The 22,117-nt window shown below is 45.2% G+C and carries 21 protein-coding genes and 1 riboswitch; of the genes, 20 read left to right on the top strand and 1 reads right to left on the bottom strand.

Going from position 1 to position 22,117, the window contains the following annotated elements; translation table 11 throughout:
- Positions 1-14: 14 nt before the first annotated feature.
- Positions 15-1,079: a M20 family metallopeptidase gene (locus M3221_RS01715; RefSeq protein ID WP_251269804.1), complete on the top strand. Its 1,065-nt coding sequence runs from the start codon at positions 15-17 to the stop codon at positions 1,077-1,079.
- Positions 1,080-1,115: 36 nt separating this feature from the next.
- Here M3221_RS01715 and cls read toward each other — a convergent pair whose 3' ends face one another.
- Positions 1,116-2,642, bottom strand: coding sequence for a cardiolipin synthase (cls, locus tag M3221_RS01710; RefSeq protein WP_251269803.1), 1,527 nt, complete (start codon positions 2,640-2,642; stop codon positions 1,116-1,118).
- A 185-nt stretch (positions 2,643-2,827) separates the two neighbouring features.
- On the opposite strand from cls, the gene M3221_RS01705 reads away from it, so the two are divergent.
- The 19 genes from M3221_RS01705 (at position 2,828) to M3221_RS01615 (ending at position 22,107) form a co-directional block, all read left to right on the top strand.
- The gene (locus M3221_RS01705) at positions 2,828-5,131 is read left to right on the top strand and encodes a 3-hydroxyacyl-CoA dehydrogenase/enoyl-CoA hydratase family protein (protein WP_251269801.1); all 2,304 of its coding nucleotides are present in this window, start codon (positions 2,828-2,830) and stop codon (positions 5,129-5,131) included.
- Positions 5,132-5,144: 13 nt separating this feature from the next.
- Positions 5,145-6,323: an acetyl-CoA C-acetyltransferase gene (locus M3221_RS01700; RefSeq protein ID WP_251269800.1), complete on the top strand. Its 1,179-nt coding sequence runs from the start codon at positions 5,145-5,147 to the stop codon at positions 6,321-6,323.
- Positions 6,324-6,337: 14 nt separating this feature from the next.
- Entirely contained in the window at positions 6,338-8,104 is a 1,767-nt protein-coding gene (locus tag M3221_RS01695; RefSeq protein WP_251269799.1) for an acyl-CoA dehydrogenase family protein, read from the top strand.
- A 393-nt stretch (positions 8,105-8,497) separates the two neighbouring features.
- On the top strand, positions 8,498-8,848 hold the full coding sequence (locus tag M3221_RS01690) for an arsenate reductase family protein (RefSeq protein WP_251269797.1): 351 nt from the start codon (positions 8,498-8,500) through the stop codon (positions 8,846-8,848).
- 70 nt (positions 8,849-8,918) lie between these two features.
- Entirely contained in the window at positions 8,919-9,302 is a 384-nt protein-coding gene (gene gcvH, locus M3221_RS01685; protein ID WP_251269796.1) for a glycine cleavage system protein GcvH, read from the top strand.
- Positions 9,303-9,504: 202 nt separating this feature from the next.
- Positions 9,505-9,867, top strand: a complete 363-nt coding sequence (locus M3221_RS01680) for a toprim domain-containing protein (RefSeq protein WP_251269795.1) — start codon at positions 9,505-9,507, stop codon at positions 9,865-9,867.
- A 1-nt stretch (position 9,868) separates the two neighbouring features.
- Positions 9,869-10,165, top strand: coding sequence for a thioredoxin family protein (locus M3221_RS01675; RefSeq protein WP_242234068.1), 297 nt, complete (start codon positions 9,869-9,871; stop codon positions 10,163-10,165).
- A gap of 88 nt (positions 10,166-10,253) precedes the next feature.
- Positions 10,254-10,359: riboswitch (SAM riboswitch) on the top strand.
- A 71-nt stretch (positions 10,360-10,430) separates the two neighbouring features.
- Positions 10,431-11,456, top strand: coding sequence for a methionine ABC transporter ATP-binding protein (locus tag M3221_RS01670; RefSeq protein WP_251269793.1), 1,026 nt, complete (start codon positions 10,431-10,433; stop codon positions 11,454-11,456).
- On the top strand, positions 11,449-12,117 hold the full coding sequence (locus M3221_RS01665) for a methionine ABC transporter permease (protein WP_242234066.1): 669 nt from the start codon (positions 11,449-11,451) through the stop codon (positions 12,115-12,117). Before M3221_RS01670 ends, M3221_RS01665 begins: the two co-directional genes overlap by 8 nt.
- A gap of 34 nt (positions 12,118-12,151) precedes the next feature.
- Complete coding sequence (locus M3221_RS01660; protein WP_251269791.1) at positions 12,152-13,006, top strand: MetQ/NlpA family ABC transporter substrate-binding protein; 855 nt, start codon at positions 12,152-12,154, stop codon at positions 13,004-13,006.
- 261 nt (positions 13,007-13,267) lie between these two features.
- The gene (locus M3221_RS01655) at positions 13,268-13,447 is read left to right on the top strand and encodes a YuzK family famiily protein (RefSeq protein WP_242234064.1); all 180 of its coding nucleotides are present in this window, start codon (positions 13,268-13,270) and stop codon (positions 13,445-13,447) included.
- 175 nt (positions 13,448-13,622) lie between these two features.
- A complete protein-coding gene (gene sufC / locus M3221_RS01650; RefSeq protein WP_251269790.1) occupies positions 13,623-14,399 on the top strand; it encodes a Fe-S cluster assembly ATPase SufC in 777 nt (258 codons plus the stop codon).
- A 19-nt stretch (positions 14,400-14,418) separates the two neighbouring features.
- Positions 14,419-15,729, top strand: a complete 1,311-nt coding sequence (gene sufD / locus M3221_RS01645) for a Fe-S cluster assembly protein SufD (RefSeq protein ID WP_251269789.1) — start codon at positions 14,419-14,421, stop codon at positions 15,727-15,729.
- Positions 15,726-16,955, top strand: a complete 1,230-nt coding sequence (locus tag M3221_RS01640; protein WP_251269787.1) for a cysteine desulfurase — start codon at positions 15,726-15,728, stop codon at positions 16,953-16,955. The genes sufD and M3221_RS01640 overlap by 4 nt, the downstream gene beginning before the upstream one ends.
- A complete protein-coding gene (gene sufU / locus M3221_RS01635) occupies positions 16,945-17,379 on the top strand; it encodes a Fe-S cluster assembly sulfur transfer protein SufU (protein WP_251269786.1) in 435 nt (144 codons plus the stop codon). Before M3221_RS01640 ends, sufU begins: the two co-directional genes overlap by 11 nt.
- 115 nt (positions 17,380-17,494) lie before the next feature.
- On the top strand, positions 17,495-18,892 hold the full coding sequence (sufB, locus tag M3221_RS01630; protein WP_242234059.1) for a Fe-S cluster assembly protein SufB: 1,398 nt from the start codon (positions 17,495-17,497) through the stop codon (positions 18,890-18,892).
- Between the two features lie 724 nt (positions 18,893-19,616).
- Positions 19,617-19,949 (top strand): DUF1904 family protein, encoded by a 333-nt coding sequence (locus M3221_RS01625; protein ID WP_251269785.1) that lies wholly within the window; start codon positions 19,617-19,619, stop codon positions 19,947-19,949.
- 485 nt (positions 19,950-20,434) lie between these two features.
- Positions 20,435-21,280, top strand: coding sequence for a DUF72 domain-containing protein (locus M3221_RS01620; RefSeq protein WP_251269784.1), 846 nt, complete (start codon positions 20,435-20,437; stop codon positions 21,278-21,280).
- Between the two features lie 17 nt (positions 21,281-21,297).
- Positions 21,298-22,107, top strand: a complete 810-nt coding sequence (locus M3221_RS01615; protein ID WP_251269783.1) for a sulfite exporter TauE/SafE family protein — start codon at positions 21,298-21,300, stop codon at positions 22,105-22,107.
- Positions 22,108-22,117 lie beyond the last annotated feature (10 nt).

Genomic DNA, 22,117 nt, shown 5'->3' with positions numbered 1-22,117 from the left:
AGGAGAGGGAGCGGTTGAAAGAATCCATTATCTCATTAACGAGAAAGCTGATTGAGTTCCGCACCGTGGAGAAAGAACGGATTAACGAAGCAGCTGAGTATTGCGCTGAATGGCTGGCTGCAAACGGCGTTCATGCCAGGGTGATTAATAATGAAGGCTTAAAAAGCGTCGTGTCTGTGATCGGTGAGGAAGGACCGACTGTTATTTTAAATGGCCATCTCGATGTGGTGCCAGCCGGTCCCGATCAATTTATTCCTTATGTGGCAGAAGGAAAGCTTTATGGGCGCGGCAGCTTTGATATGCTTGGCTCGGTTGCAGTCATGATGCATGTAATGGCAGAGCTTGTGCAGGAAGAGCTGCCATGCAAGGTCATGCTTGCGCTCGTGCCGGATGAGGAAAAAGGCGGGCAAAAAGGAACCAAATACTTAGTTGAACACGGCCTGCTTGGAGACGTTGTGATTTGCGGAGAAACGACAAACCTTGATATTGCTGTACAAGCAAAGGGGGTCCTTCAAGTGGAAATCCAAATTGAAGGGGTTTCCGCTCACGGCAGCCGGCCCTGGCTTGGTGATAATGCAATTTTAAATGCGGTTGAAACGTACAAACGAATTGAAGAACTGCCGATTTTCAGCGTAAGTACGCCGTATTTTGAGCATCCATCGCTTAATCTTGCCCGGATTGAAGCCGGACAGGCGATCAACCAAGTACCTGACTGCTGTATTATGGATCTCGATATTCGGTATCTGCCCGGTCAGGACCCGGCAGTGCTGCTTAAAGAAATAAAAGGGGTTGTCAACGGCACTGTTCGCGTATTAAGCGAGGGAGAACCGGTACAGACGAATCCAAATCATCCATTAATTAAACGTCTTCAGCAGGCAGCGGAGCATGTATCCGGACGGAATATTCAAATGTTTGGCCAGCATGGAGCGGCTGACACGCGCTTTTACGCTGCCCGAGGCATTCCCGCAGTAGAGTTTGGGCCATGCGGTGCGAATCATCACGGTAAAAACGAATATGTCGATACCGACTCTCTTGTGACATTTAAAGAAATTTTAACCGACTACATTTTCCGGTTTTAGGGAAAATCGGCTGCCTTTTATCCGGCAGCCGATTTTTTATAAAATGGGAGACAGCAGACGGGCCAGTGATTCTCCAATCCGCTTAAAGAAGGTCCGGTGCTCAAAGCGTTCGCGCGTAACGGGTACAGAATCAGCAAAGTCATGGAGAAAATCAATTTCAATTTTCTCTACAGCGGGGGTCCGGTTATATATAAACGTCATAAGTTCATGATTTAATCGAAAGCTCCGAACGTCAAAATTTGCTGTTCCTACAATCGCATGCACATTGTCAATCAGCAGTACTTTTGCATGCGTAAACGAGTCATCCCGGTAAGCAAACACTTTTACGCCAGCGCTAAGCAAATCTTTAAAATAAGAATTCGTTCCATAAAATGAAATCGCCCTGTCGCCTTTTCCCGGTACAATAACGCGCACGTCTTTTCCGCTTCTGGCTGCTACACGAATAGCCGCCAGCGCTTCATCATCCGGCACAAAGTATGGAGTGGTAAGCCAAATTGATTTTTCAGCGGATTGAATCATTTCCAGCATCGCATCCCGGACATCACGTTCTTCATTATAGGGGCCGCCATAAACGGTTTGCACCATTTGATCGGCTTCATCCACTTTTGCGGGAAAATACGCTTCAAATCGAAACGGTTCTTTCAGTTCGTCAAGCAAGGATGATTTTGCTCCTGTTGCGTGGATCCAGTCTGTTATAAATGCTTCCTGAAGCTGGTGAACAGCCGGTCCATGAATACGGATATGGGTGTCCCGCCACTTTTTAAATTGAGGGGCGTTGCTGCAATATTCTTCACCGACATTCAGTCCGCCTGTGAAGCCGGTATGCCCATCCACAACGACCATTTTACGATGGTTGCGCAAGTTAGCAGTACGGGTGAGCCATGGGGATATAATCGAATCAAATGCATAAGTTTCAATACCTGCATCACGCATCGGCTTTAAAAAAGATTTTGGCAGGCTTGAACAGCCAAGGCCGTCGAAAAGAAAACGGATGTGAACGTTCGCTTTTGCCCGTTCAATAAGCGCATCGCGAATTTGAATAGAAATATTATCGTCGCGGAAAATATAATATTGAATATGAATGTGATGTTCCGCGTGCCGAATTGCATCTAAAATTGCTGGAAATGTTTCATCACCGTTCGTTAAAACATCTACTTTATTGCCAGACATCGCCTCAAAGCCGGTCATATTTCGAATATTTTTCGCCTCTGGAAGCTGGTCAGATATATCCCATTCTTTTCCTAGATGACGCATGGTGGTGATAAATTTAACGGTTTCCGAGACAACCTGCTTCGGCAGCAGCCGTCTTCTTGGATCCCGGCCAAATACGGCATACAAGACAGCGCCGGCAAGCGGAAATGCAAGGACAATTGCACTCCATGCCACCTTTGAGTTGGTCCCGCGTGAATCAAACAGAAGGAGATTTATGACAACTAAAACGGAAACCCCGACAGCTAAATACGTAAAGGCAACTGATAACTCGTTGGAATAAAAACGAATTGAAAAATAAATTGAACCCATACAGATGACCAGTACAAACAGTTGTACAATCTTTTCTCTCATGACTGTCCCATCCTTTTACAATGCTTGTCCCTGACGGATTTATCCCGAAAAGAAAGCACTTTATCAATGTTTCCATTAGTTTACCCAAAAATTTCATTGATGCGACCGTTGAAATTTAAAAAAGGGTGCGTTATAGTTTAAATAAGATAAATGAATGAGTATTCATTCAAAAAGGGGGCTCATTTGTGATTCAGCTTATTCGTAAAGCGGCTGTGATCGGATCAGGAGTCATGGGTTCAGGTATTGCTGCCCATTTAGCCAATGCAGGTATTCCCGTTTTGCTTCTTGACCGGGTATTAGAAGGTGAAAAGAACCGCAGCTCTCTTTCCGAAAAAGCAATTCGGGAGCTGTCTGGACAAAAACCGGCTCCGCTTGCTTTAAAAGATTATGCTGCCCTGATTAAAGCAGGTAACCTTGAAGACGACGCAGACAAATTAGCGGATGCAGACTGGATCATTGAAGTGGTTGTTGAGCGGCTTGATGTAAAAAAAGATATTTTAGCGCTTGTAGATGTCCATCGCAAAACCGGAAGTATCGTTTCTTCCAATACATCCGGCATTTCGATTGAAGCGATGACTGAAGGACGCAGCGAAGATTTTAAAAAGCATTTTCTTGGTACACACTTTTTTAATCCGCCCAGGTATTTAAAGCTGCTTGAACTGATTCCCACACCCTATACCAACCCGGATGTGACTGATTTTATGAAATCAGTTGGGGAGAACATCCTTGGCAAAGGAGTGGTGATTGCAAAAGATACACCTAACTTTATTGCCAACCGGATCGGCACGTACGGCTTGTTAAAAACAATGCACGTCATGGAAGAAATGAATTTCTCATTCGGAGAAGCAGATTCGGTTACGGGACCGCTCATTGGAAGACCGAAAAGCGCAACTTTTCGTACGCTTGATGTCGTGGGGATTGATACATTTATTCATGTAGCGAAAAATGTATATGAACAGGCGGATGGAGAGGAAAAAGTCGTATTTACAGTGCCAAAACTGCTTGTGCAAATGCAGAAAAACGGCTGGATTGGTGCAAAAGCAGGGCAGGGTTTTTTTAAGAAAGAAGAACAAACGATTTTAGAGCTGAATGCTCAAACGATGGAATACGGTCCACGCAAGAAGTTGAAAGCGGATTCAGTAGAACGTGCCAAGCAGCAAAAAGGATCGGCCAAATGGAAAACACTCCTGTATGCCCAAGACAAGGCGGGTACTTTTCTTTGGCGGGTACTTGCTCCGACGCTTCTTTACTCGGCAGCGCTTACCGGAAAAATCGCCGACAATATTGTTGCGATTGACCGGGCAATGAAGTGGGGGTTCGGCTGGAAGGAAGGCCCGTTTGAAATCTGGGACCAAATCGGCCGAAACGAATCTATTGCCAGGATGGAAGCAGAAGGGCTGAAGGTGCCGGCCTGGGTAAAAGAAATGAAAGATTCCTTTTATAAATATGATTGTTATTACGATCCCCTGACAAAATCCTATAAACCTGTACCTCAGGACAAAAAAGTGATTTATTTGCCAAAAGGAACAGCTGTCATCAAGGAAAACAGTGGAGCACGGCTGCATGATATCGGCGACGGGGCAGCGCTGCTTGAATTTACTTCGCCGAACAACGCAATTGGTCTCGATATTATCCAAATGATCAATCTCTCGATAGAAGAAGTGGAGAAAAACTATCAGGCTCTCGTGATCGGCAACCGGGGCAAAAACTTTTGTGTCGGTGCAAATCTGGCGCTTATTTTAATGGCGGCGCAGGATGAGGACCTTTGGGAAATTGAAGCAACCGTTAAACAGTTTCAGCAGGCGATGATGAATATTAAATACAGCCCAAAGCCTGTTGTAGCCGCACCGTTTGGTATGACGCTCGGCGGCGGAGCAGAAGTGTGCCTGCCGGCCGCCCACATCCAGGCCGCCCATGAAACGTATATAGGTCTTGTTGAAGCTGGCGTTGGCCTGATTCCCGGAGGAGGAGGCAATAAAGAACTTTACATCCGCTGCTTGAACCAAATGCCCGGGGAAGATCTGCAGGCGGCTGCAAACAAAGCGTTCGAAACGATTGCCCTGGCAAACGTATCTACTTCAGCAGCAGAAGCACGCAAACGCGGGTTTCTTTATCGATCTGACGGAATCAGTTTAAACGGCGACCATGTGCTTTATGAAGCAAAAAAAGCGGCACTTCACTTAGCAGATACAGGCTATAGAGCGCCGATTCGAAAAAAAATTCCGGTCACCGGAGAAACGGGTTATGCCACGATGCTGATGGGAGCCCGGTCCATGCACACAGCAGGTTTTATTTCCGACCATGATTTTGAAATTGCCCAAAAACTCGCCTGGGTCATTGCCGGAGGACGAGTGCCGTTTGGAACGGAAGTAGAGGAAGAGTATTTGCTGGAGCTTGAGCGAGCGGCGTTTTTACAGCTGGCCGCCTTGCCGAAAACACAGCAGCGTATGCAGCACATACTCCTGAAAGGAAAGCCACTTCGTAACTAAAAGGGGGATTTCAGTGAAAGAAGCGGTGATTGTAGCAGGGGCGCGGACACCGGTCGGCCGGGCTAAAAAAGGAACACTTCGCCATACACGTCCGGACGATCTCGGTGCACTCGTTGTGCAGGAAACAGTAAAACGGGCAGGAGAATACAGCGGAGACATTGATGACTTGATTATCGGCTGCGCGATGCCTGAGGCCGAACAGGGATTAAATGTAGCACGGAATATTGGGGCGCTGGCCGGCCTGCCGCATGACGTTCCGGCTGTAACCATTAACCGGTACTGTTCATCCGGTCTTCAGTCCATTGCGTATGCGGCAGAGCGGATTATGCTCGGCCATGCCCGAACAATTATCGCTGGCGGAGTGGAATCAATGAGCCTTGTCCCGATGATGGGGCATGTAGCTCGTCTTAACGTAAAAATCGCCGAAGAAATGCCCCAGTACTATATGTCCATGGGCCATACTGCAGAAGAAGTCGCCAAAAAGTATGGCGTTTCCCGTAAAGATCAGGATGCCTTTGCTGTTGAAAGCCATAAAAAAGCCGGCCGCGCCATTGCCGAAGGAAAATTTAACGACGAAATTGTACCGGTGGGCGTTACATTCCGGCACATAGGAGAGGGTTTGCGCATACAGGAAGAGCAAGTCACTTTTTCAATGGATGAAGGTGTGCGCCGCGAAACATCTATGGAAGCACTCGCCAAGCTTCGTCCTGCTTTTTCTGCCGCTGGATCTGTTACAGCAGGGAACGCGTCCCAGACATCTGACGGAGCCGCGGCGGTCATGGTCATGGAGCGGGAGCAGGCGGATGCCCTTGGCTTAAAACCACTTGCCAAGTTTCGTTCCTTTGCGGTCGCAGGTGTACCGCCGGAAGTGATGGGCATTGGCCCAGTCGCCGCTATACCAAAAGCCTTGAAAATGGCAGGGCTTCATCTTAAAGATATTGACTTGTTTGAATTAAACGAAGCCTTTGCTTCCCAGGCGCTTGGCGTCATACAGACGCTAGGCCTTGATATGGATAAAGTGAATGTAAACGGGGGCGCGATTGCCCTTGGCCATCCGCTTGGCTGTACAGGCACGAAGCTGACATTAACGCTTATCCATGAATTAGGACGGCGCGGCGGGCAGTTCGGCGTAGTCACAATGTGTATTGGCGGTGGCATGGGAGCCGCTGGTGTATTTGAACGGATTACGTAAAAGGGGGAAAAGGTATGGCAGCAAAAGGTGGTTCCTTTTTAATCGAAGACGTTCCATGCAGCGCAGTATTTACCCCGGAAGAATTTTCAGACGAACAGAAAATGATTGCTAAAACAACAGAAGAATTTGTGCTAAACAGCGTCATGCCGCAGGTGCCCTTTCTTGAAAATCATGAATTTGACCGGTCGGTAAAACTGCTGCAGGAAGCAGGAGAACTTGGGCTCCTTGCCGCAGATGTACCGGAAGAATACGGAGGCTTAAGTCTTGATAAAATAAGCTCAGCGTTAATCGCAGAAAAACTGGCCGCTGCCGGCGGATTTTCGATCTCACACGGAGCGCATGTCGGTATCGGCTCGCTGCCGATCGTGTTGTTTGGCAATGAAGATCAAAAAAAAGCGTATCTCCCGGACCTGGCTGCCGGCACCCGCTTTGCCGCCTATGCGCTTACTGAACCCGGATCTGGATCAGATGCTCTTGGGGCGAAAGCGACTGCCCGGCTGAATGAAGCCGGAACTCACTATATTTTAAATGGCGAGAAGCAGTGGATTACCAATTCTGCTTTTGCAGACGTATTTATTGTGTATGCAAAAATTGATGGCGAACACTTTTCAGCTTTTATCGTTGAAAAGCAATATCCAGGTGTATCGACCGGAGCGGAAGAAGATAAAATGGGCATTAAAAGCTCTTCAACGAGAACCCTTATTTTGTCAGATGCACAGGTGCCGGTCCAAAACCTGCTCGGTGAAGCAGGACGCGGGCATGTCATTGCCTTTAATATTTTAAACATTGGCCGTTATAAGCTTGGTGTCGGCGCTGTTGGAAGCGCCAAGCGGGCACTTGATATTTCTTTGAAATATGCCGCGGAACGAAAACAATTTAAAACGCCTATTGCCGAGTTTCCTCTCATGAAAGAAAAGTTCGGTACGATGGCTGCTAAACTGTATGCCGCGGAAAGTGCCATTTACCGGACGGTTGGTCTTTTTGAAGAGCGGATGAGCGGCTTAACGGCTGAGGAACAAAAGAACGGAAAAGCAGTCGCTTCCTCTATCGCTGAATACGCGGTCGAATGCTCTCTTGGCAAGGTTTTCGGCTCAGAGGTGCTGGATTACATGGTGGACGAAGGTGTGCAGATTCACGGCGGATACGGGTTTATGGAGGAATATGAAATTGCCCGCATGTACCGGGACTCCCGCATTAACCGGATTTTTGAAGGGACGAATGAAATTAACAGGCTGCTTGTGCCAGGTACACTGATTAAAAGAGCGATAAAAGGGGAACTGCCGCTTTTTGAACGAGCTAGAGAGTTGCAGGACGAAATCATGATGCTACTGCCGGAAGAGCCGGGAGATGAGGTGCTCGACCAACAAAAAATGCTTGTGAAAAGGGCTAAAAAAATAACGCTGCTCGCTGCTGGGCTTGCAGCTAAAACGTATGGTACATCGCTCGAATCTCAGCAGGAAGTGCTCGCCAACATTGCAGATCTGACAAACCTGGTGTATGCGATGGAGTCGGCCGTGCTGCGGACAGAAAAAGCGATCAGTGTGTCGGGCGAAGAAAAAAACAAACAAAAAGTGCTTTATACCGAAATTTTTTGCCAGGAAGCATTCAATGAAATAGAAGCCCATGCAAAAGAAACGCTCACTGCTGTCGAATCCGGAGACGCTTTACGCATGATGTTGTCTGCCCTGCGCAAGCTCAGCCGCCATACCCCCGTCAATGTTATTGCCAAAAAGCGTGAAGCTGCCGACAGGCTGAATTTATCCCTAAAATATACGGTGTAACAAATGCGGCCGCCTCCTTTTAAAGAGAGGCGGCTTTTTGCCGCCGCAGACTGTAGACAAATGATATGGATGATCGTGCACATGGATGGGATGGATCGGCGGCGTCCAGGCAGCGCCGCTTTCGATGGGGCAGGCGTTGCCTGGACGCCGCCAAGTGGCTTGCGACAAGATGGTATAGAGCTGATAAGGTCGTATCTTTCTGTTTAAAAAAGAGAAAATGTCTATTCGTTCTTTGATTATTGATCTGCAACACCACTTATCGGCCCTTTTTTAAAAGCGAAAGACTTTGTCTACACACTGAGGCAGCTTTCTGCGGCCAGCCTCCGGAATCCCTTTCTTTGAAAAAGGATTTTGGGCGCTTATGTCGAAATGGATGTGATGAGGTGATAGGAAATGAAGTTTTACTGGTATCCAAAATGCGGTACATGCCGCAATGCAAAAAAGTGGCTGGACGCGCATAATATTTCATATGAAGCCATTCATATTGTGGAATCGCCGCCGTCAAAAGCAGAATTAAAAGATGCGTACGAAAAAAGCGGTCTTCCACTGAAAAAGTTTTTTAATACAAGCGGCCAAAAATACCGTGAGCTTGGTTTAAAAGAAATAGTCGCAACAGCAGATGATGATGAGCTGCTTGATTTGCTTGCTTCCGATGGCATGCTCATTAAGCGCCCGCTTGCTATAGACAATGATAAGGTAACAGTAGGTTTTAAAGAAGAGGACTATGCACAAAAATGGCAGTGATTTCTTGCTTTCCATCTTCATAATCAGTAAAGTGTAAAGTGAAATTATTCTTATCTGGAGGTACATACACATGAGCTTACCTAAAGAGCTGCGTTATTCTGAAGAACATGAGTGGGTAAAACAAGAAGACGGGAAAGTGCGGGTCGGTATTACTCATTTTGCTCAAGCAGAACTTGGTGATATTGTTTTTGTTGAGCTTCCGTCTGTTGGCGATACAGTAACAGTTAACGAACCATTCGGCAGCGTAGAATCTGTTAAAACGGTTTCTGAGTTGTATGCACCTGTCAGCGGTACAGTGGTAGAAATTAACGAAGAGCTTGATGACAATCCTGAATTTGTGAATGAATCACCATATGAAAAAGCATGGATGATTGTTGTCGAACCTTCTGATGCTTCTCAAATTGATGCTTTAATGACAGCAGAGCAATACGCAGAAATGACAAAAGAAGATTAAACATGGGGACCGGCAACGTGCCGGTCTTTTTGCTTTTGGCTGGCACCAGGCAGCGCGAGGGGCTTATACGTCACGGGAAATAAAAGCACAAGTGGAAGGATGTCGCTTTTATTCCATATTATTAGCCGCCGAGCCTCCTTCTTTTTTGCATTTTGAGCGAAAACGCGCCACAATAGAAGTATAATGTGCAGCGGGGTGATTGGTGATGATGGTAGAAAAAACGATTATCGTCGAAGGGTCATCTGATCGGAAACGGGTGGCTGAAATTGTAAAAGAACCGGTAGATATTATTTGCACCAATGGAACAATCGGTGTCGCGCGTCTTGATGAATTGGTAGAGCAATTATTCGAGCGGGACGTATACATTTTAGTCGATGCCGATGCATCAGGAGAAAAGCTGCGCCAGCAGTTTAAGCGCGAGCTTCCTCATGCCCGGCACCTTTACATTGACCGCGGGTACAAAGAAGTGGCTGCGGCGCCGCACCGTTATTTAGCGGCTCTCCTAATGGGGGCTGATATTGACGTGCGCGGTGAGTATTTACAGCAGGAAGGAACACATCATTAAAATGAAAACAGCTGAATCAATCCTGGAATATACAGCCAAGCCTAAATCGGCTCTTTATGTGTATACATCGATGTGCGGTACATGCCAGGTAGCAGGGAAAATGCTTGATGTTGTTGAAGCGATGAATACAGATGTACCGCTCCAACGCATCAATATAAACTATTACGAAGAAATCGCTCATCGTTTTGAGATCGAGAGCGTTCCGTGTCTTCTTTTATTTGAGCAGGGTGTATTAAAAAAGAAAATTTATGCTTTTCAGTCAGTTCCATATATATATGAAGAAATACGGTCACTTTAAGAGGCCGTCGAATATTGTCGGAATTACAGAATGTTTTGTTGACATATGTATTCAGACGGTGGTAAAATCCATTCATAAATTAAAACAACTCTTATCAAGAGTGGCTGAGGGAATGTGCCCGATGACGCCCGGCAACCGTCTTTACAGGAAAAGGTGCCAAATCACACGAAGCAGCATGTTTCGGAAGATGAGAGAAAGGAAACGTCAAAAACGCCTTTCTGTCATTATGACAGTCAGGCTTTTTTTGTGGAAAGGAAGTGATCCCGTGATTTTTATTGAGCAGGCAAAAAAAATATTTCAAACGAAGAATGGTCCGGTTAAAGCGGTCGATAATATAAATTTATCCATCCAGGAAGGCGAGATTTTTGGCATGATTGGCTACAGTGGCGCAGGTAAAAGTACACTGATCCGCATGTTGAACGGGCTTGAAACACCGACGGAAGGATCCGTAACCGTAGCGGGGCGGAAGATCTCAACGATCAAAGGATCTGAACTTCGGAAAGCACGCCAGGAAATCGGCATGATCTTTCAGCATTTCAACTTACTTTGGTCACGCACCGTACGGGAGAATATTGCATTTCCTCTTGAAATTGCGGGCGTTAGCAAAGCAGAACGCACTAAGCGTGTGGATGAATTAATTGAGCTCGTTGGCCTTCAAGGCCGTGGCGACTCATACCCGTCACAGCTCTCCGGCGGTCAAAAACAGCGGGTCGGCATTGCACGGGCACTTGCGAACAATCCAAAAGTGCTTCTTTGCGATGAAGCAACATCAGCTCTCGATCCACAGACAACGGACTCTATTTTAGAGCTTCTTGTCGATATCAACCAGCGTCTTGGATTAACGATTGTGCTTATCACGCACGAAATGCACGTTATTCGAAAAATCTGCCACCGGGTAGCCGTAATGGAAAATGGTAATATCGTGGAACTTGGTCCGGTACTCGATGTGTTCCGTCGTCCGGAGCAGCCAATTACGAAGCGGTTCGTTCAGCAGATCACCGAACCAGAGGAATCAAAAGAAACGATTCAGCACCTCCTTACCGAGCATCCGGAAGGAAAAATCGTCAAGCTGACATTTGTAGGCGTTTCAGTGGAACAGCCGGTTGTAACGGAATTGATTCGTTCGTTTAATGTCGGGGTAAACATTTTGCAGGGGAAAATTTCTCAAACACAAAATGGCGCGTATGGAACGTTGTTTGTTCAAATTACGGGCGATTCGTCTGAAGTGGACAAGGCAGTCGCCTTTTTGGATGCCCAGCAAGTTGATTCGGAGGTGATTGAGTATGATTGAACAATGGTTTCCGAATGTTGACTGGGAAAAAATGTGGGAAGCAACCTATGAAACACTTTATATGACCAGTATTTCTGTTGTGATTACCTTTGTTTTAGGAATACTACTTGGACTGCTGTTGTTTTTAACATCAAAAGGACAGCTCTGGCAGAACAAAGCAGTGTATAGCATCACCGCCGTCATTGTCAATGTGTTCCGTTCGATTCCATTTATTATACTGATCGTATTGCTGATTCCATTTACAAAAGCATTATTAGGAACGATCATTGGTGAAAACGCGGCACTGCCTGCTTTAATTATTGGAGCAGCACCGTTTTACGCTCGTATGGTTGAGATTGCCCTTCGCGAAATTGACCGGGGCGTTATTGAAGCAGCCCGCGCAATGGGAGCGTCCACTTGGACGATCATCCGCAAAGTGCTGATCCCAGAATCACTGCCGGCTCTTATATCTGGCTTAACGGTCACAGCCATCGCTCTTGTCGGCTATACGGCAATGGCAGGTGTGATTGGGGCAGGGGGCCTTGGGAACCTTGCTTTCTTGGATGGTTTCCAGCGCAGCCGCAGTGATGTGACTTTAATGGCAACGATTGTGATTTTAGTTATCGTGTTTATTATCCAGTTTATCGGCGATACGGCTGTCCGTAAGCTTGATAAACGCTAATAAAATATATTTATTTTTTAGGAGGAATGTAACCATGAATAAAAAATGGCTTCTAGGCTTGTTAACAGCTGCCATTATGCTTGTGCTTGCAGCTTGCGGCGGCGGGGACAAAGCGGAAGATAAGGAATCAGCTTCAGGCGGTTCATCTGAAGACGATAAAACAATTGTTGTCGGAGCATCTAACACACCGCACGCAGTTATTTTGGAGCAGGCAAAGCCAATCTTAAAAGAACAAGGCTACGACCTGCAAATTGAAACGTTCCAGGACTATGTACTTCCAAACACAGCGCTTGAAGAAGGCGATTTAGATGCAAACTACTTCCAGCACACCCCATACCTTGAGCTTCAAGAGAAGGAACAAGGATATGACTTTGCAAATGCCGGCGCTATTCACCTTGAGCCAATGGCTGTTTACTCAAAAAAATATAAAAGCCTGAAAGACCTTCCAAAAGGTGCTACGATCATCCTAAGTAACTCAGTTGCTGAGCATGGCCGTGTATTGATGCTTTTAGAAAAAGAAGGTTTAATCAAAATCAAAGATGGCATCGATAAGACCCAAGCTTCACTTGAGGATATTGCTGAAAATCCAAAAGATCTTAAGTTTGACTACGATTACGAGCCAGCACTTCTTCCGCAAATTTTCAATAACGAAGAAGGCGATGCAGTTGTGATTAACTCCAACTATGCTATTGATGCCGGCATCAGCCCGACAAAAGATTCTGTTGCGATTGAAAGTACAGATTCACCATATGCAAACTTAATTGTTACACGTACGGGTGATGAAAATTCAGAGAAAATCAAAGCATTGGTTGAAGTATTGAAATCAAAAGAAATTCAAGACTTCATTACAAAAGAATGGAACGGAGCAGTCGTTCCGGTTACAGAATAATGAAAAAGCGCCTGGTATGCAGCCAGGCGCTTTTTTTTACCTGTTTTATTTTCTGGCAATTTAGAATTTGGGCGTAAAAGGTTTATATTCGGAGATAGCGGTTATATAAAGGAGTGTAACGAAGCTCACCGAGTGTGAGAAGGCTGGAAGAAGCCATACGGCTTTTGTGCCTCCTGGCAAGACTCTGGTAGGATAGAGAACGAAAGCCAGGTCTTCAAAAAAAACGAAAAGGATTGATTCCCCATTAGTAACTCACTTGATATGAAGTACACAGAAGGTATGGAAAAAGCCATGCATGCATCGCATGGTGTCGGCTATGCAGAGTACAATCAGAAGCATGAAGTGAGAATGGATATTGAGCAGAACCGTGAGGAAGACTATCAACAGTCAAGACGCATGGTTGCTGACTTTAATCGTAAATTTACCAATCACCTTTCCTAATGAATAAGCAGAAAAACCGGTTGTAAAACCGGTTTTTCTGCTTTTATTTGAGAATACTTTATTTAATCGTTTTCCTAAGTTGAATATAAATTTCATTTGTTATAAGATTGTAATGAGAATAAATTGAGAATAGACACAATCGGTTTTCTCGGCCGATGAATACGGAGGGTAAAAGATGTCACAATCAACGTTAACAATCAAAAATCTTCACGTCTCAATCGACGGAAAAGAAATTTTAAAAGGGGTCAACCTTGAAATCAAAGGCGGCGAGTTCCATGCGATCATGGGACCGAACGGAACAGGTAAATCCACTCTTTCGTCTGCAATCATGGGCCACCCTAAATATGAAGTAACAGAAGGTTCGATCACGTTTGATGGTGAAGACGTGCTTGAGATGGAAGTAGATGAGCGCGGACGTGCAGGTCTTTTCCTTGCGATGCAGTACCCAAGTGAAATTACAGGTGTTACAAACGCTGAGTTTCTTCGTTCAGCTGTAAACGCGCGCCGTGAAGAAGGCGATGAAATTTCCCTCATGAAATTTATCCGCCAAATGGATGCAAACATGGACGTTCTTGAAATGGACCAGGATATGGCACAGCGTTACTTAAACGAAGGATTCTCCGGCGGTGAGAAAAAGCGCAACGAAATTCTTCAATTAATGACAATTCAGCCGAAAATTGCGATCCTTGACGAAATTGACTCCGGTCTTGATATCGATGCATTAAAAGTGGTTTCAAAAGGAATCAATAAAATGCGCGGCGAAGATTTTGGCTGCCTTATGATTACGCACTACCAGCGTCTTCTGAACTACATTACACCTGATTATGTTCATGTTATGATGCAGGGTAAAATCGTGAAATCCGGTGGAGCGGAACTAGCGGAACGCCTTGAAGCAGAAGGATATGACTGGATCAAGCAGGAACTTGGCATCGAAGACGAAACGGTACAGTAATCGTATAGGAGGAGCAAACATGACAGAAGCAAAATGGTCAGTTGATGAATCAGCAATCCGCGATTTTTCAGCTGCAAACAACGAACCAGAATGGCTGTTAAACCTTCGTCTGGATGCGTTTAACAAGGCGGCGGATCTTCCGCTTCCAAAGCCGGATAAAACGAAAATCGATAAATGGAACTTTACTGAGTTTGGCGCACACAGCGTACAAAGTGCAGCGTATACCCAGCTTACTCAGCTGCCACAGGCTGCACAAGCGGTTATTGGTGAAGAAACAGCTTCACAAAACATTTATGTACAGCGCAACAATACGCCGTCTATTTTAAACGTATCAGCTGAATTAAAAGAAGCAGGTGTCATTTTTACTGATTTTTCAACAGCCGCAAGAGAACACAGCGAGGTTTTCCAAAAGTTCTTTATGCAGCAGGTGGTCAAAGCAGATGAGCATAAATTAACCGCTCTTCATGCAGCGCTTGTAAACGGCGGTGTATTCTTATACGTGCCTAAAAATGTTGAAATTCAAGAACCTATTCAAGCTGTTTTCATTCATGACGATGCGCAGGCTGCGCTGTTCAACCATGTTATTGTGGCAGCGGATGCGAACAGTAAGGTGACGTATGTAGAAAACTACATTTCCACAGTGAAAACAGAGCAAGGCGTAGCGAATATCGTGACAGAAGTGATCGCTGGCGATAACGCACAAGTTTCATACGGCGCTGTTGACACATTGGCTGAAAATATGACAACATACGTGAACCGTCGCGGTATTACGTCACCAAATGCCCGTATTGACTGGTCACTCGGTATCATGAATGATGGCAATACCGTTTCAGAAAATGTGACAAACTTGATTGGCGATGGGTCCTTTGCTGATACAAAAACAGTAGTGGTCGGCCGCGGCAAGCAGTCAATGAACTTTACAACAAAGGTTGTTCATTTCGGCAAGCATACAGAAGGCTACATCTTAAAGCACGGTGTAATGAAAGATGAAGCAAAATCAATCTTTAATGGCATCGGCAAAATCGAGCATGGTGCTTCAAAATCAAACGCTGAGCAGGAATCACGCGTACTTATGTTGAGTGAAAAAGCTCGCGGTGACGCAAACCCAATCCTTTTGATTGATGAAGATGATGTTACAGCAGGACATGCTGCTTCTGTTGGCCGTGTTGATCCGCTTCAGCTTTACTACTTGATGAGCCGCGGTATTACGAAACAAGAAGCAGAACGCCTTGTGATTCACGGCTTCCTGGCACCAGTCGTAAACAACCTGCCAATCGAAAATGTGAAAAAGCAATTGACAGGGGTTATTGAAAGGAAAGTTCGCCAATGAATGCGAAAGAACTGAAAAAGTACTTTCCCATTCTTGATCAAGAAGTGAACGGTCATCCACTTGTTTATCTTGACAGCGCGGCCACTTCCCAAAAGCCCGTTCAAGTGATTGAAGCGCTTGATCATTATTACCGTTATGCAAATTCGAATGTGCACCGCGGCGTGCATACGCTCGGCAACCGGGCGACGGATTTGTATGAGGGCGCACGTGAAAAAGTACGCAAGTTTATTAATGCGGCTTCTACAAAGGAAATTGTTTTTCTGCGTGGAACAACGACAGCATTGAATCTTGTCGCTCAAAGCTACGGGCGTACGAACGTAAAAGAAGGCGACGAAATCGTCATTACGATGATGGAGCATCACTCCAATATCATTCCGTGGCAGCAGGTTGCCAAAGCAACAGGAGCTACTTTGAAGTACATTCCTCTACAGGAAGACGGAACCATTTCTTTAGAGGATGTCCGAAAAACCGTCACGCCTAACACAAAAATTGTATCGGTGATGATGGTATCAAATGTGCTCGGTACCATTAACCCGATTGCAGAAATTACGAAAATTGCTCACGAAAACGGAGCAGTTATGGTAGTGGATGCAGCTCAGGCGGCTCCTCATATGAAAGTTGATGTCGCACAGCTTGACTGTGATTTCCTTGCTTTTTCCGGCCATAAAATGTGCGGTCCAACCGGCATTGGAGTATTGTATGGAAAACAAGCACTTTTAGAGGAAATGGAACCAATTGAATTCGGCGGAGAAATGATTGACTTTGTCGGCTTATACGAATCAACATGGAAAGAACTTCCGTGGAAATTTGAAGGCGGTACACCGATTATTGCCGGAGCCATCGGGCTTGGCGCAGCCATCGACTTCTTAACAGAAATCGGCATGGATGCAATCGAGCAGCATGAGCATAAGCTTGCTGCGTACGCCATGGATAAAGTAACGGAGATTCCGGGAATTTCTGTTTTCGGTCCAAAAAGAGGAAAAGACCGCGCAAGTGTGGTAACATTTAATTTAGATGATGTTCATCCGCATGATGTGGCGACGGTTCTTGACGCGGAAGGCATCGCTGTCCGTGCAGGGCATCACTGCGCACAAACACTAATGAAATGGTGCAAAGTATCTGCCACAGCACGTGCAAGCTTTTACTTGTATAATACCGAAGAAGATATCGACAGACTTGCCGCCAGTTTGTTAAAAACGAAGGAGTATTTCTCAGATGTCTTTTAATAATTTAGATCAGTTGTACCGTCAGGTGATTATGGACCATTATAAAAATCCGCGCAACAAAGGGGCCATTGAAGACGGCAGTGTAACCGTTGATATGAATAACCCAACGTGCGGAGACCGGATTCATTTGACGATGAATGTAGAAAACGGGATTGTCACGGACGCGAAATTTGACGGTGAAGGCTGCTCGATTTCCATGGCTTCTGCTTCCATGATGACACAGGCGATCAAGGGGAAAAACATCGAGGATGCCATCAAGCTGTCTCAAGTTTTTTCTGACATGATGCTCGGCAATGACTATCCGGACGATGTAGACCTTGACGACATTGAAGCGCTGCAGGGAGTGGCAAAATTCCCGGCCCGCATCAAATGTGCGACACTATCGTGGAAAGCGATGGAAAAAGGACTCCAGGACCAGAAATAAACGATAAATAACGAACAAATAAAAAAGCAGGCTGAGGAATCACGCCGCTAACGTCAGATACCTCTGAAAGCGAGCGTTTATCGTCAGCCTGCCATAACAACAGGAGGAATGCAGCATGGCTAAAAAAGCCCCTGAAATTGGCGATTACAAATATGGCTTCCATGACCGTGACGTATCAATTTTCCGCTCAGAACGTGGATTAACGCCTGAAATCGTAAAAGAAATTTCAAAAATGAAAGATGAACCACAATGGATGCTCGATTTCCGTTTGAAATCATTAGAGTATTTTTATAATATGCCAATGCCTCAATGGGGAGGCGATATGGCGTCTCTTAACTTTGATGAAATTACGTATTATGTAAAACCGTCTGAACGCTCAGAGAAATCATGGGATGAAGTACCGGACGAAATCAAGCAAACGTTTGACAAGCTTGGAATTCCGGAAGCGGAACAAAAATATCTTGCAGGGGTTTCAGCACAGTATGAATCTGAAGTTGTATACCACAACATGAAAGAAGATTTGGAAGAGCTTGGAATCGTCTTTAAAGATACGGATTCTGCTTTGAAAGAGAACGAAGACATTTTCCGCAAGTACTGGGCGAAAATCATTCCGCCGACAGACAACAAATTTGCTGCACTAAATTCGGCTGTTTGGTCAGGCGGCTCATTCATCTATGTTCCGCCGGGCGTGAAAGTGGATACGCCGCTTCAGGCGTACTTCCGTATCAACTCAGAAAATATGGGCCAGTTTGAGCGTACATTAATCATCGTTGATAAAGATGCAAGTGTACATTACGTTGAAGGCTGTACAGCTCCTGTTTACACAACAAACTCACTTCACTCAGCGGTTGTAGAAATTGCGATTGAAGCGGGGGGATACTGCCGTTATACAACGATTCAAAACTGGGCGAATAACGTATTCAACCTGGTAACGAAGCGTGCCGTTTGTGAAGCAAACGCAACAATGGAATGGGTAGATGGAAACATCGGCTCTAAACTGACAATGAAATATCCAGCTGTTATCCTAAAAGGCGAAGGGGCGCGCGGTATGACGCTTTCGATCGCTCTTGCCGGTAAAGGACAGCATCAGGATGCAGGGGCAAAAATGATTCACCTTGCACCAAACACATCATCTACAATCGTTTCTAAATCAATCTCGAAACAAGGCGGAAAAGTAACGTACCGTGGTATCGTTCACTTTGGCCGTAAAGCAGAAGGCGCCCGTTCAAATATCGAGTGCGATACACTTATTATGGATAACAAATCAACGTCGGATACAATTCCATACAATGAAATTTTAAACGACAACATTTCTCTTGAGCACGAAGCGAAGGTATCGAAAGTGTCTGAAGAGCAGTTGTTCTACTTGATGAGCCGCGGTATTTCTGAAGAAGAAGCAACAGAAATGATCGTTATGGGCTTCATCGAGCCGTTCACAAAAGAATTGCCAATGGAATATGCCGTTGAAATGAACCGCCTCATTAAATTTGAGATGGAAGGTTCTATCGGTTAATATCGAAAAACCCTTATTCATAAGGCTTTTAATAGAAGGCGAACTGTGATAAATCAGCCGCATACCACAAGAATGTACCAAGTTCAATTGGATTTCATTCTGAAGGGTGTTCGGCGGACTTATCCAGTTCGTCTTTTTTATTTTTTTATAGTATCGAGGGTAAGTATTCGATCTTGTCTTAAAGGTCTTATGCTCCAAGCGATTTAAGGTATATTTAAGGCTTACCCCTGTTTTAATTAATAGAACCACGTCTATATATTTAAATCATGAGTGCTTTTGCTATATTCAACGCCGGCTTTTTTGAAATAATCTTGCATTGTTTCGCGAATAAGAGAAGCAGTTAGATCATGATAATTTCAGGAAATGATACCATCTTCAGTTTAAATCTTTCCCATTCACGTACTAAGTGAGGGTCTGTTTTATTTGAGCGATAAAAAGAATTTTTTAATGTTGTCAGGATGACAGTATTTTGATCATCTCTTCTTATTTGTTTATCGACCATAATCTTATCAGGTCCTATACAGGCAGTCATTTTTCATCAAGAAAGCTGCGATCTTAATAAAACCAAAATAACAGGCAGGGATTAGTGGAGTTCTACTAACCGATCACTTTGGTTCGCCTCTGCAATATGGAACAGAAGGAAAGACTTTGATTATAGAAAGATTTGATATAAACTTTTCAGCAGAGAGCTAACAAATGATCATACATAATGGAGGGAATACAAGTGCCGCACTTAGTGATTCGAGGGGTATCGATTGAGGAGATGAAAAGAATCAGCAAGCCATTAGTAGATGAACTTGCAGAAATTTGTGAATGTGGGATGGATAATTTTACGTTCGAAGTGCCTCATTCCACGTTTGTATTTGATGGGGAAGAGATTCCGGCTTTCCCGCTTATTGAAGTAAAATGGTTTGAACGCGGGCAGGAAGCTCGCGATCGATTCGCCCAGTCCGTTACCAGACATATTATGTCAACAGGTGCTGATGAAATAGAAGTTGTGTTTATTCCTTTCTCCGAGCCTGCTTATTATATTAATGGCGAAAGAGTCGGGGACTAAAGGAAACATGGATGGAAAGTCGAGGGGGACCTTTGCTGCCCTTTATTGAAGTAAAATAGTATTTAATAAGGAATGAATGAATAAAGAGGCTGGGGTACGGATGGATTTTTAAGTTGTTGAATTCGATGCTTGCCAGGGCTTGGTACGATGCTTACATTCATTCGGTTAAACAGTGTATCACAGCTGTTCCAAGACCAGACCACCTGCGTGGTTTGGTTTTTTTGATTGCCGGGGTAAAATGAAAGTATTTACAAATAATGAAAAAAGTAATGAGGAGTCAATGAGAAGGAGAAAGGGTAATAAGAAACCATACTGCAAGCTGCTTTTTGAAGAAGGAAAGAGAGGCTGGATTTACGAAGTGTATCTTTGGGGAATGCCATCTTCTTTTTGAGAAAGAAAAGTAAAATAAAGAGCTGGTATTTGAGATGCTTGAAATTCACAGCCCTTCCTACTTATGCTACACTCTTACTACGAGGTGATACGAGATGATTTATACAGGGGTAACCGGCTGGGGAGATCATGACACACTTTACACGCAAGGAGTCGCTTCCCGCGATAAATTAACCGAGTACGCAGCGCATTTCCCGACCGTTGAACTTGACTCCAGCTTTTATGCTGTACAGCCGGAGCGCAACATGCGGAAATGGACAGAAGATACGCCGGACGGCTTTCGATTTGTAGTGAAAGCATACCAGGGAATGACCGGCCATGAACGGGGCGAAATTCCGTTTGACTCGAAAGAAGAGATGTTTCACGCATTTAACTTATCGCTCACACCAATGATCGAAACAGGAAAGCTCGCCATGGTGTTATTTCAGTTTCCGCCCTGGTTCGACTGCACACGTGAAAACGTGATGTATATTCGGTATTGCCGGGAAAAAATGGGGAATATCCCGCTTGCCATTGAATTTCGGAATCAAACCTGGTATGAAGCCAAGTATTTTGATAAAACGATTTCTTTCTTAGAACAGGAGAACTGGATTCATACGGTGTGCGATGAGCCGCAGGCCGGTGAAGGCTCAATTCCTATTGTGCTTCAAGCAACGAACAAGGAAAAAACGCTGGTCCGCCTGCATGGACGCAACCGGGCAGGCTGGCAGAAAAACGGTCAGAAAAACTGGCGCAAGGTGCGCTATCTGTATCGCTACAATGAGCATGAATTACGGCAGTGGGTTGATTTTACGAATGAACTCCATAAACAGTCAAAAGATGTCTTCGTGCTGTTTAACAATAATTCCGGCGGCGATGCGGCAGATAATGCGAAGCAATTCTTACATTTAGCTGATATTCAATATGACAATTTAGCTTCGCGCCAGCTCGATTTGTTTTAGGAGGCTAGTAATGTAGAATGGAATGGATTCTTTTACTCGGCATCGGCCTGCTCGCAGCAGCAATCGGTGCCCTCGTCGGACTTGGAGGCGGGATTATCATTGTGCCGGCACTGCTTTTTTTAGGCGGAACGGCCCTGCTCGACCCTGTTTCCCCACAAGTAGCAGTAGGTACGTCGTCGGTTATCTTAATTATTACCGGCTTGTCTTCAACCCTTGCTTACATGAAGCAGAAAAAAGTGGATTATAAATTGGGCTTTCTTTTATTTATTGGCAGCGCGCCGGGAAGCCTGCTTGGGGCTTGGGCCAATAAAGGGCTGAACATGGAGCAGTTCAGCTTGTTTTTTGGCTTGTTCATGGTGTTTATGTCATTTGTACTTATGTTGAAAAATCGTGCAAAACCGCTGTTTGCCTCGCGCGGCTTCACCCGGACATTTACCGATAACGAAGGAACTCATACATATTCCATTGAGCCGATTACCGGAACGATCGCTTCATTTGTGGTCGGCTTTTTAGGCGGTTTATTCGGCATCGGCGGCGGCTCACTAATGGTGCCTGCCATGATAATGCTGTTTGCGGTTCCCCCGCATGTAGCTGTTGCTACATCGATGCTGCTTATTTTTTTATCAGCAGGCGTATCGAGTGTGACACACGTATTTCTTGGAAACGTAAACTGGCTTTATGCAGCAGCGCTCGTGCCCGGAGCCTGGTTCGGGGCACAAATGGGGGCCTGGCTGAATGCCCGCCTGGCGTCAAAAACCGTTGTGATAATGCTTCGTCTCGTTTTGATTTTGGTTGGTGTCCGCTTGATTTGGCAGGGCATTTATTAAAGGTGGAATG

The sequence above is a fragment of the Domibacillus indicus genome (assembly GCF_023715895.1).
GTDB classification, from domain to species: domain Bacteria; phylum Bacillota; class Bacilli; order Bacillales; family Domibacillaceae; genus Domibacillus; species Domibacillus indicus_A.
This window is presented reverse-complemented; position numbering and strand designations above follow the sequence as displayed.

Coding starts and splice junctions, on each gene's coding strand:
- cls (WP_251269803.1), bottom strand. CDS start 2,642: ATGAGAGAAAAGATTGTACAACTGTTTGTACTGGTCATCTGTATGGGT.
- M3221_RS01695 (WP_251269799.1), top strand. CDS start 6,338: ATGGCAGCAAAAGGTGGTTCCTTTTTAATCGAAGACGTTCCATGCAGC.
- M3221_RS01690 (WP_251269797.1), top strand. CDS start 8,498: ATGAAGTTTTACTGGTATCCAAAATGCGGTACATGCCGCAATGCAAAA.
- gcvH (WP_251269796.1), top strand. CDS start 8,919: ATGAGCTTACCTAAAGAGCTGCGTTATTCTGAAGAACATGAGTGGGTA.
- M3221_RS01675 (WP_242234068.1), top strand. CDS start 9,869: ATGAAAACAGCTGAATCAATCCTGGAATATACAGCCAAGCCTAAATCG.
- M3221_RS01665 (WP_242234066.1), top strand. CDS start 11,449: ATGATTGAACAATGGTTTCCGAATGTTGACTGGGAAAAAATGTGGGAA.
- M3221_RS01660 (WP_251269791.1), top strand. CDS start 12,152: ATGAATAAAAAATGGCTTCTAGGCTTGTTAACAGCTGCCATTATGCTT.
- M3221_RS01655 (WP_242234064.1), top strand. CDS start 13,268: ATGAAGTACACAGAAGGTATGGAAAAAGCCATGCATGCATCGCATGGT.
- sufC (WP_251269790.1), top strand. CDS start 13,623: ATGTCACAATCAACGTTAACAATCAAAAATCTTCACGTCTCAATCGAC.
- sufD (WP_251269789.1), top strand. CDS start 14,419: ATGACAGAAGCAAAATGGTCAGTTGATGAATCAGCAATCCGCGATTTT.
- M3221_RS01640 (WP_251269787.1), top strand. CDS start 15,726: ATGAATGCGAAAGAACTGAAAAAGTACTTTCCCATTCTTGATCAAGAA.
- sufU (WP_251269786.1), top strand. CDS start 16,945: ATGTCTTTTAATAATTTAGATCAGTTGTACCGTCAGGTGATTATGGAC.
- sufB (WP_242234059.1), top strand. CDS start 17,495: ATGGCTAAAAAAGCCCCTGAAATTGGCGATTACAAATATGGCTTCCAT.
- M3221_RS01620 (WP_251269784.1), top strand. CDS start 20,435: ATGATTTATACAGGGGTAACCGGCTGGGGAGATCATGACACACTTTAC.
- M3221_RS01615 (WP_251269783.1), top strand. CDS start 21,298: ATGGAATGGATTCTTTTACTCGGCATCGGCCTGCTCGCAGCAGCAATC.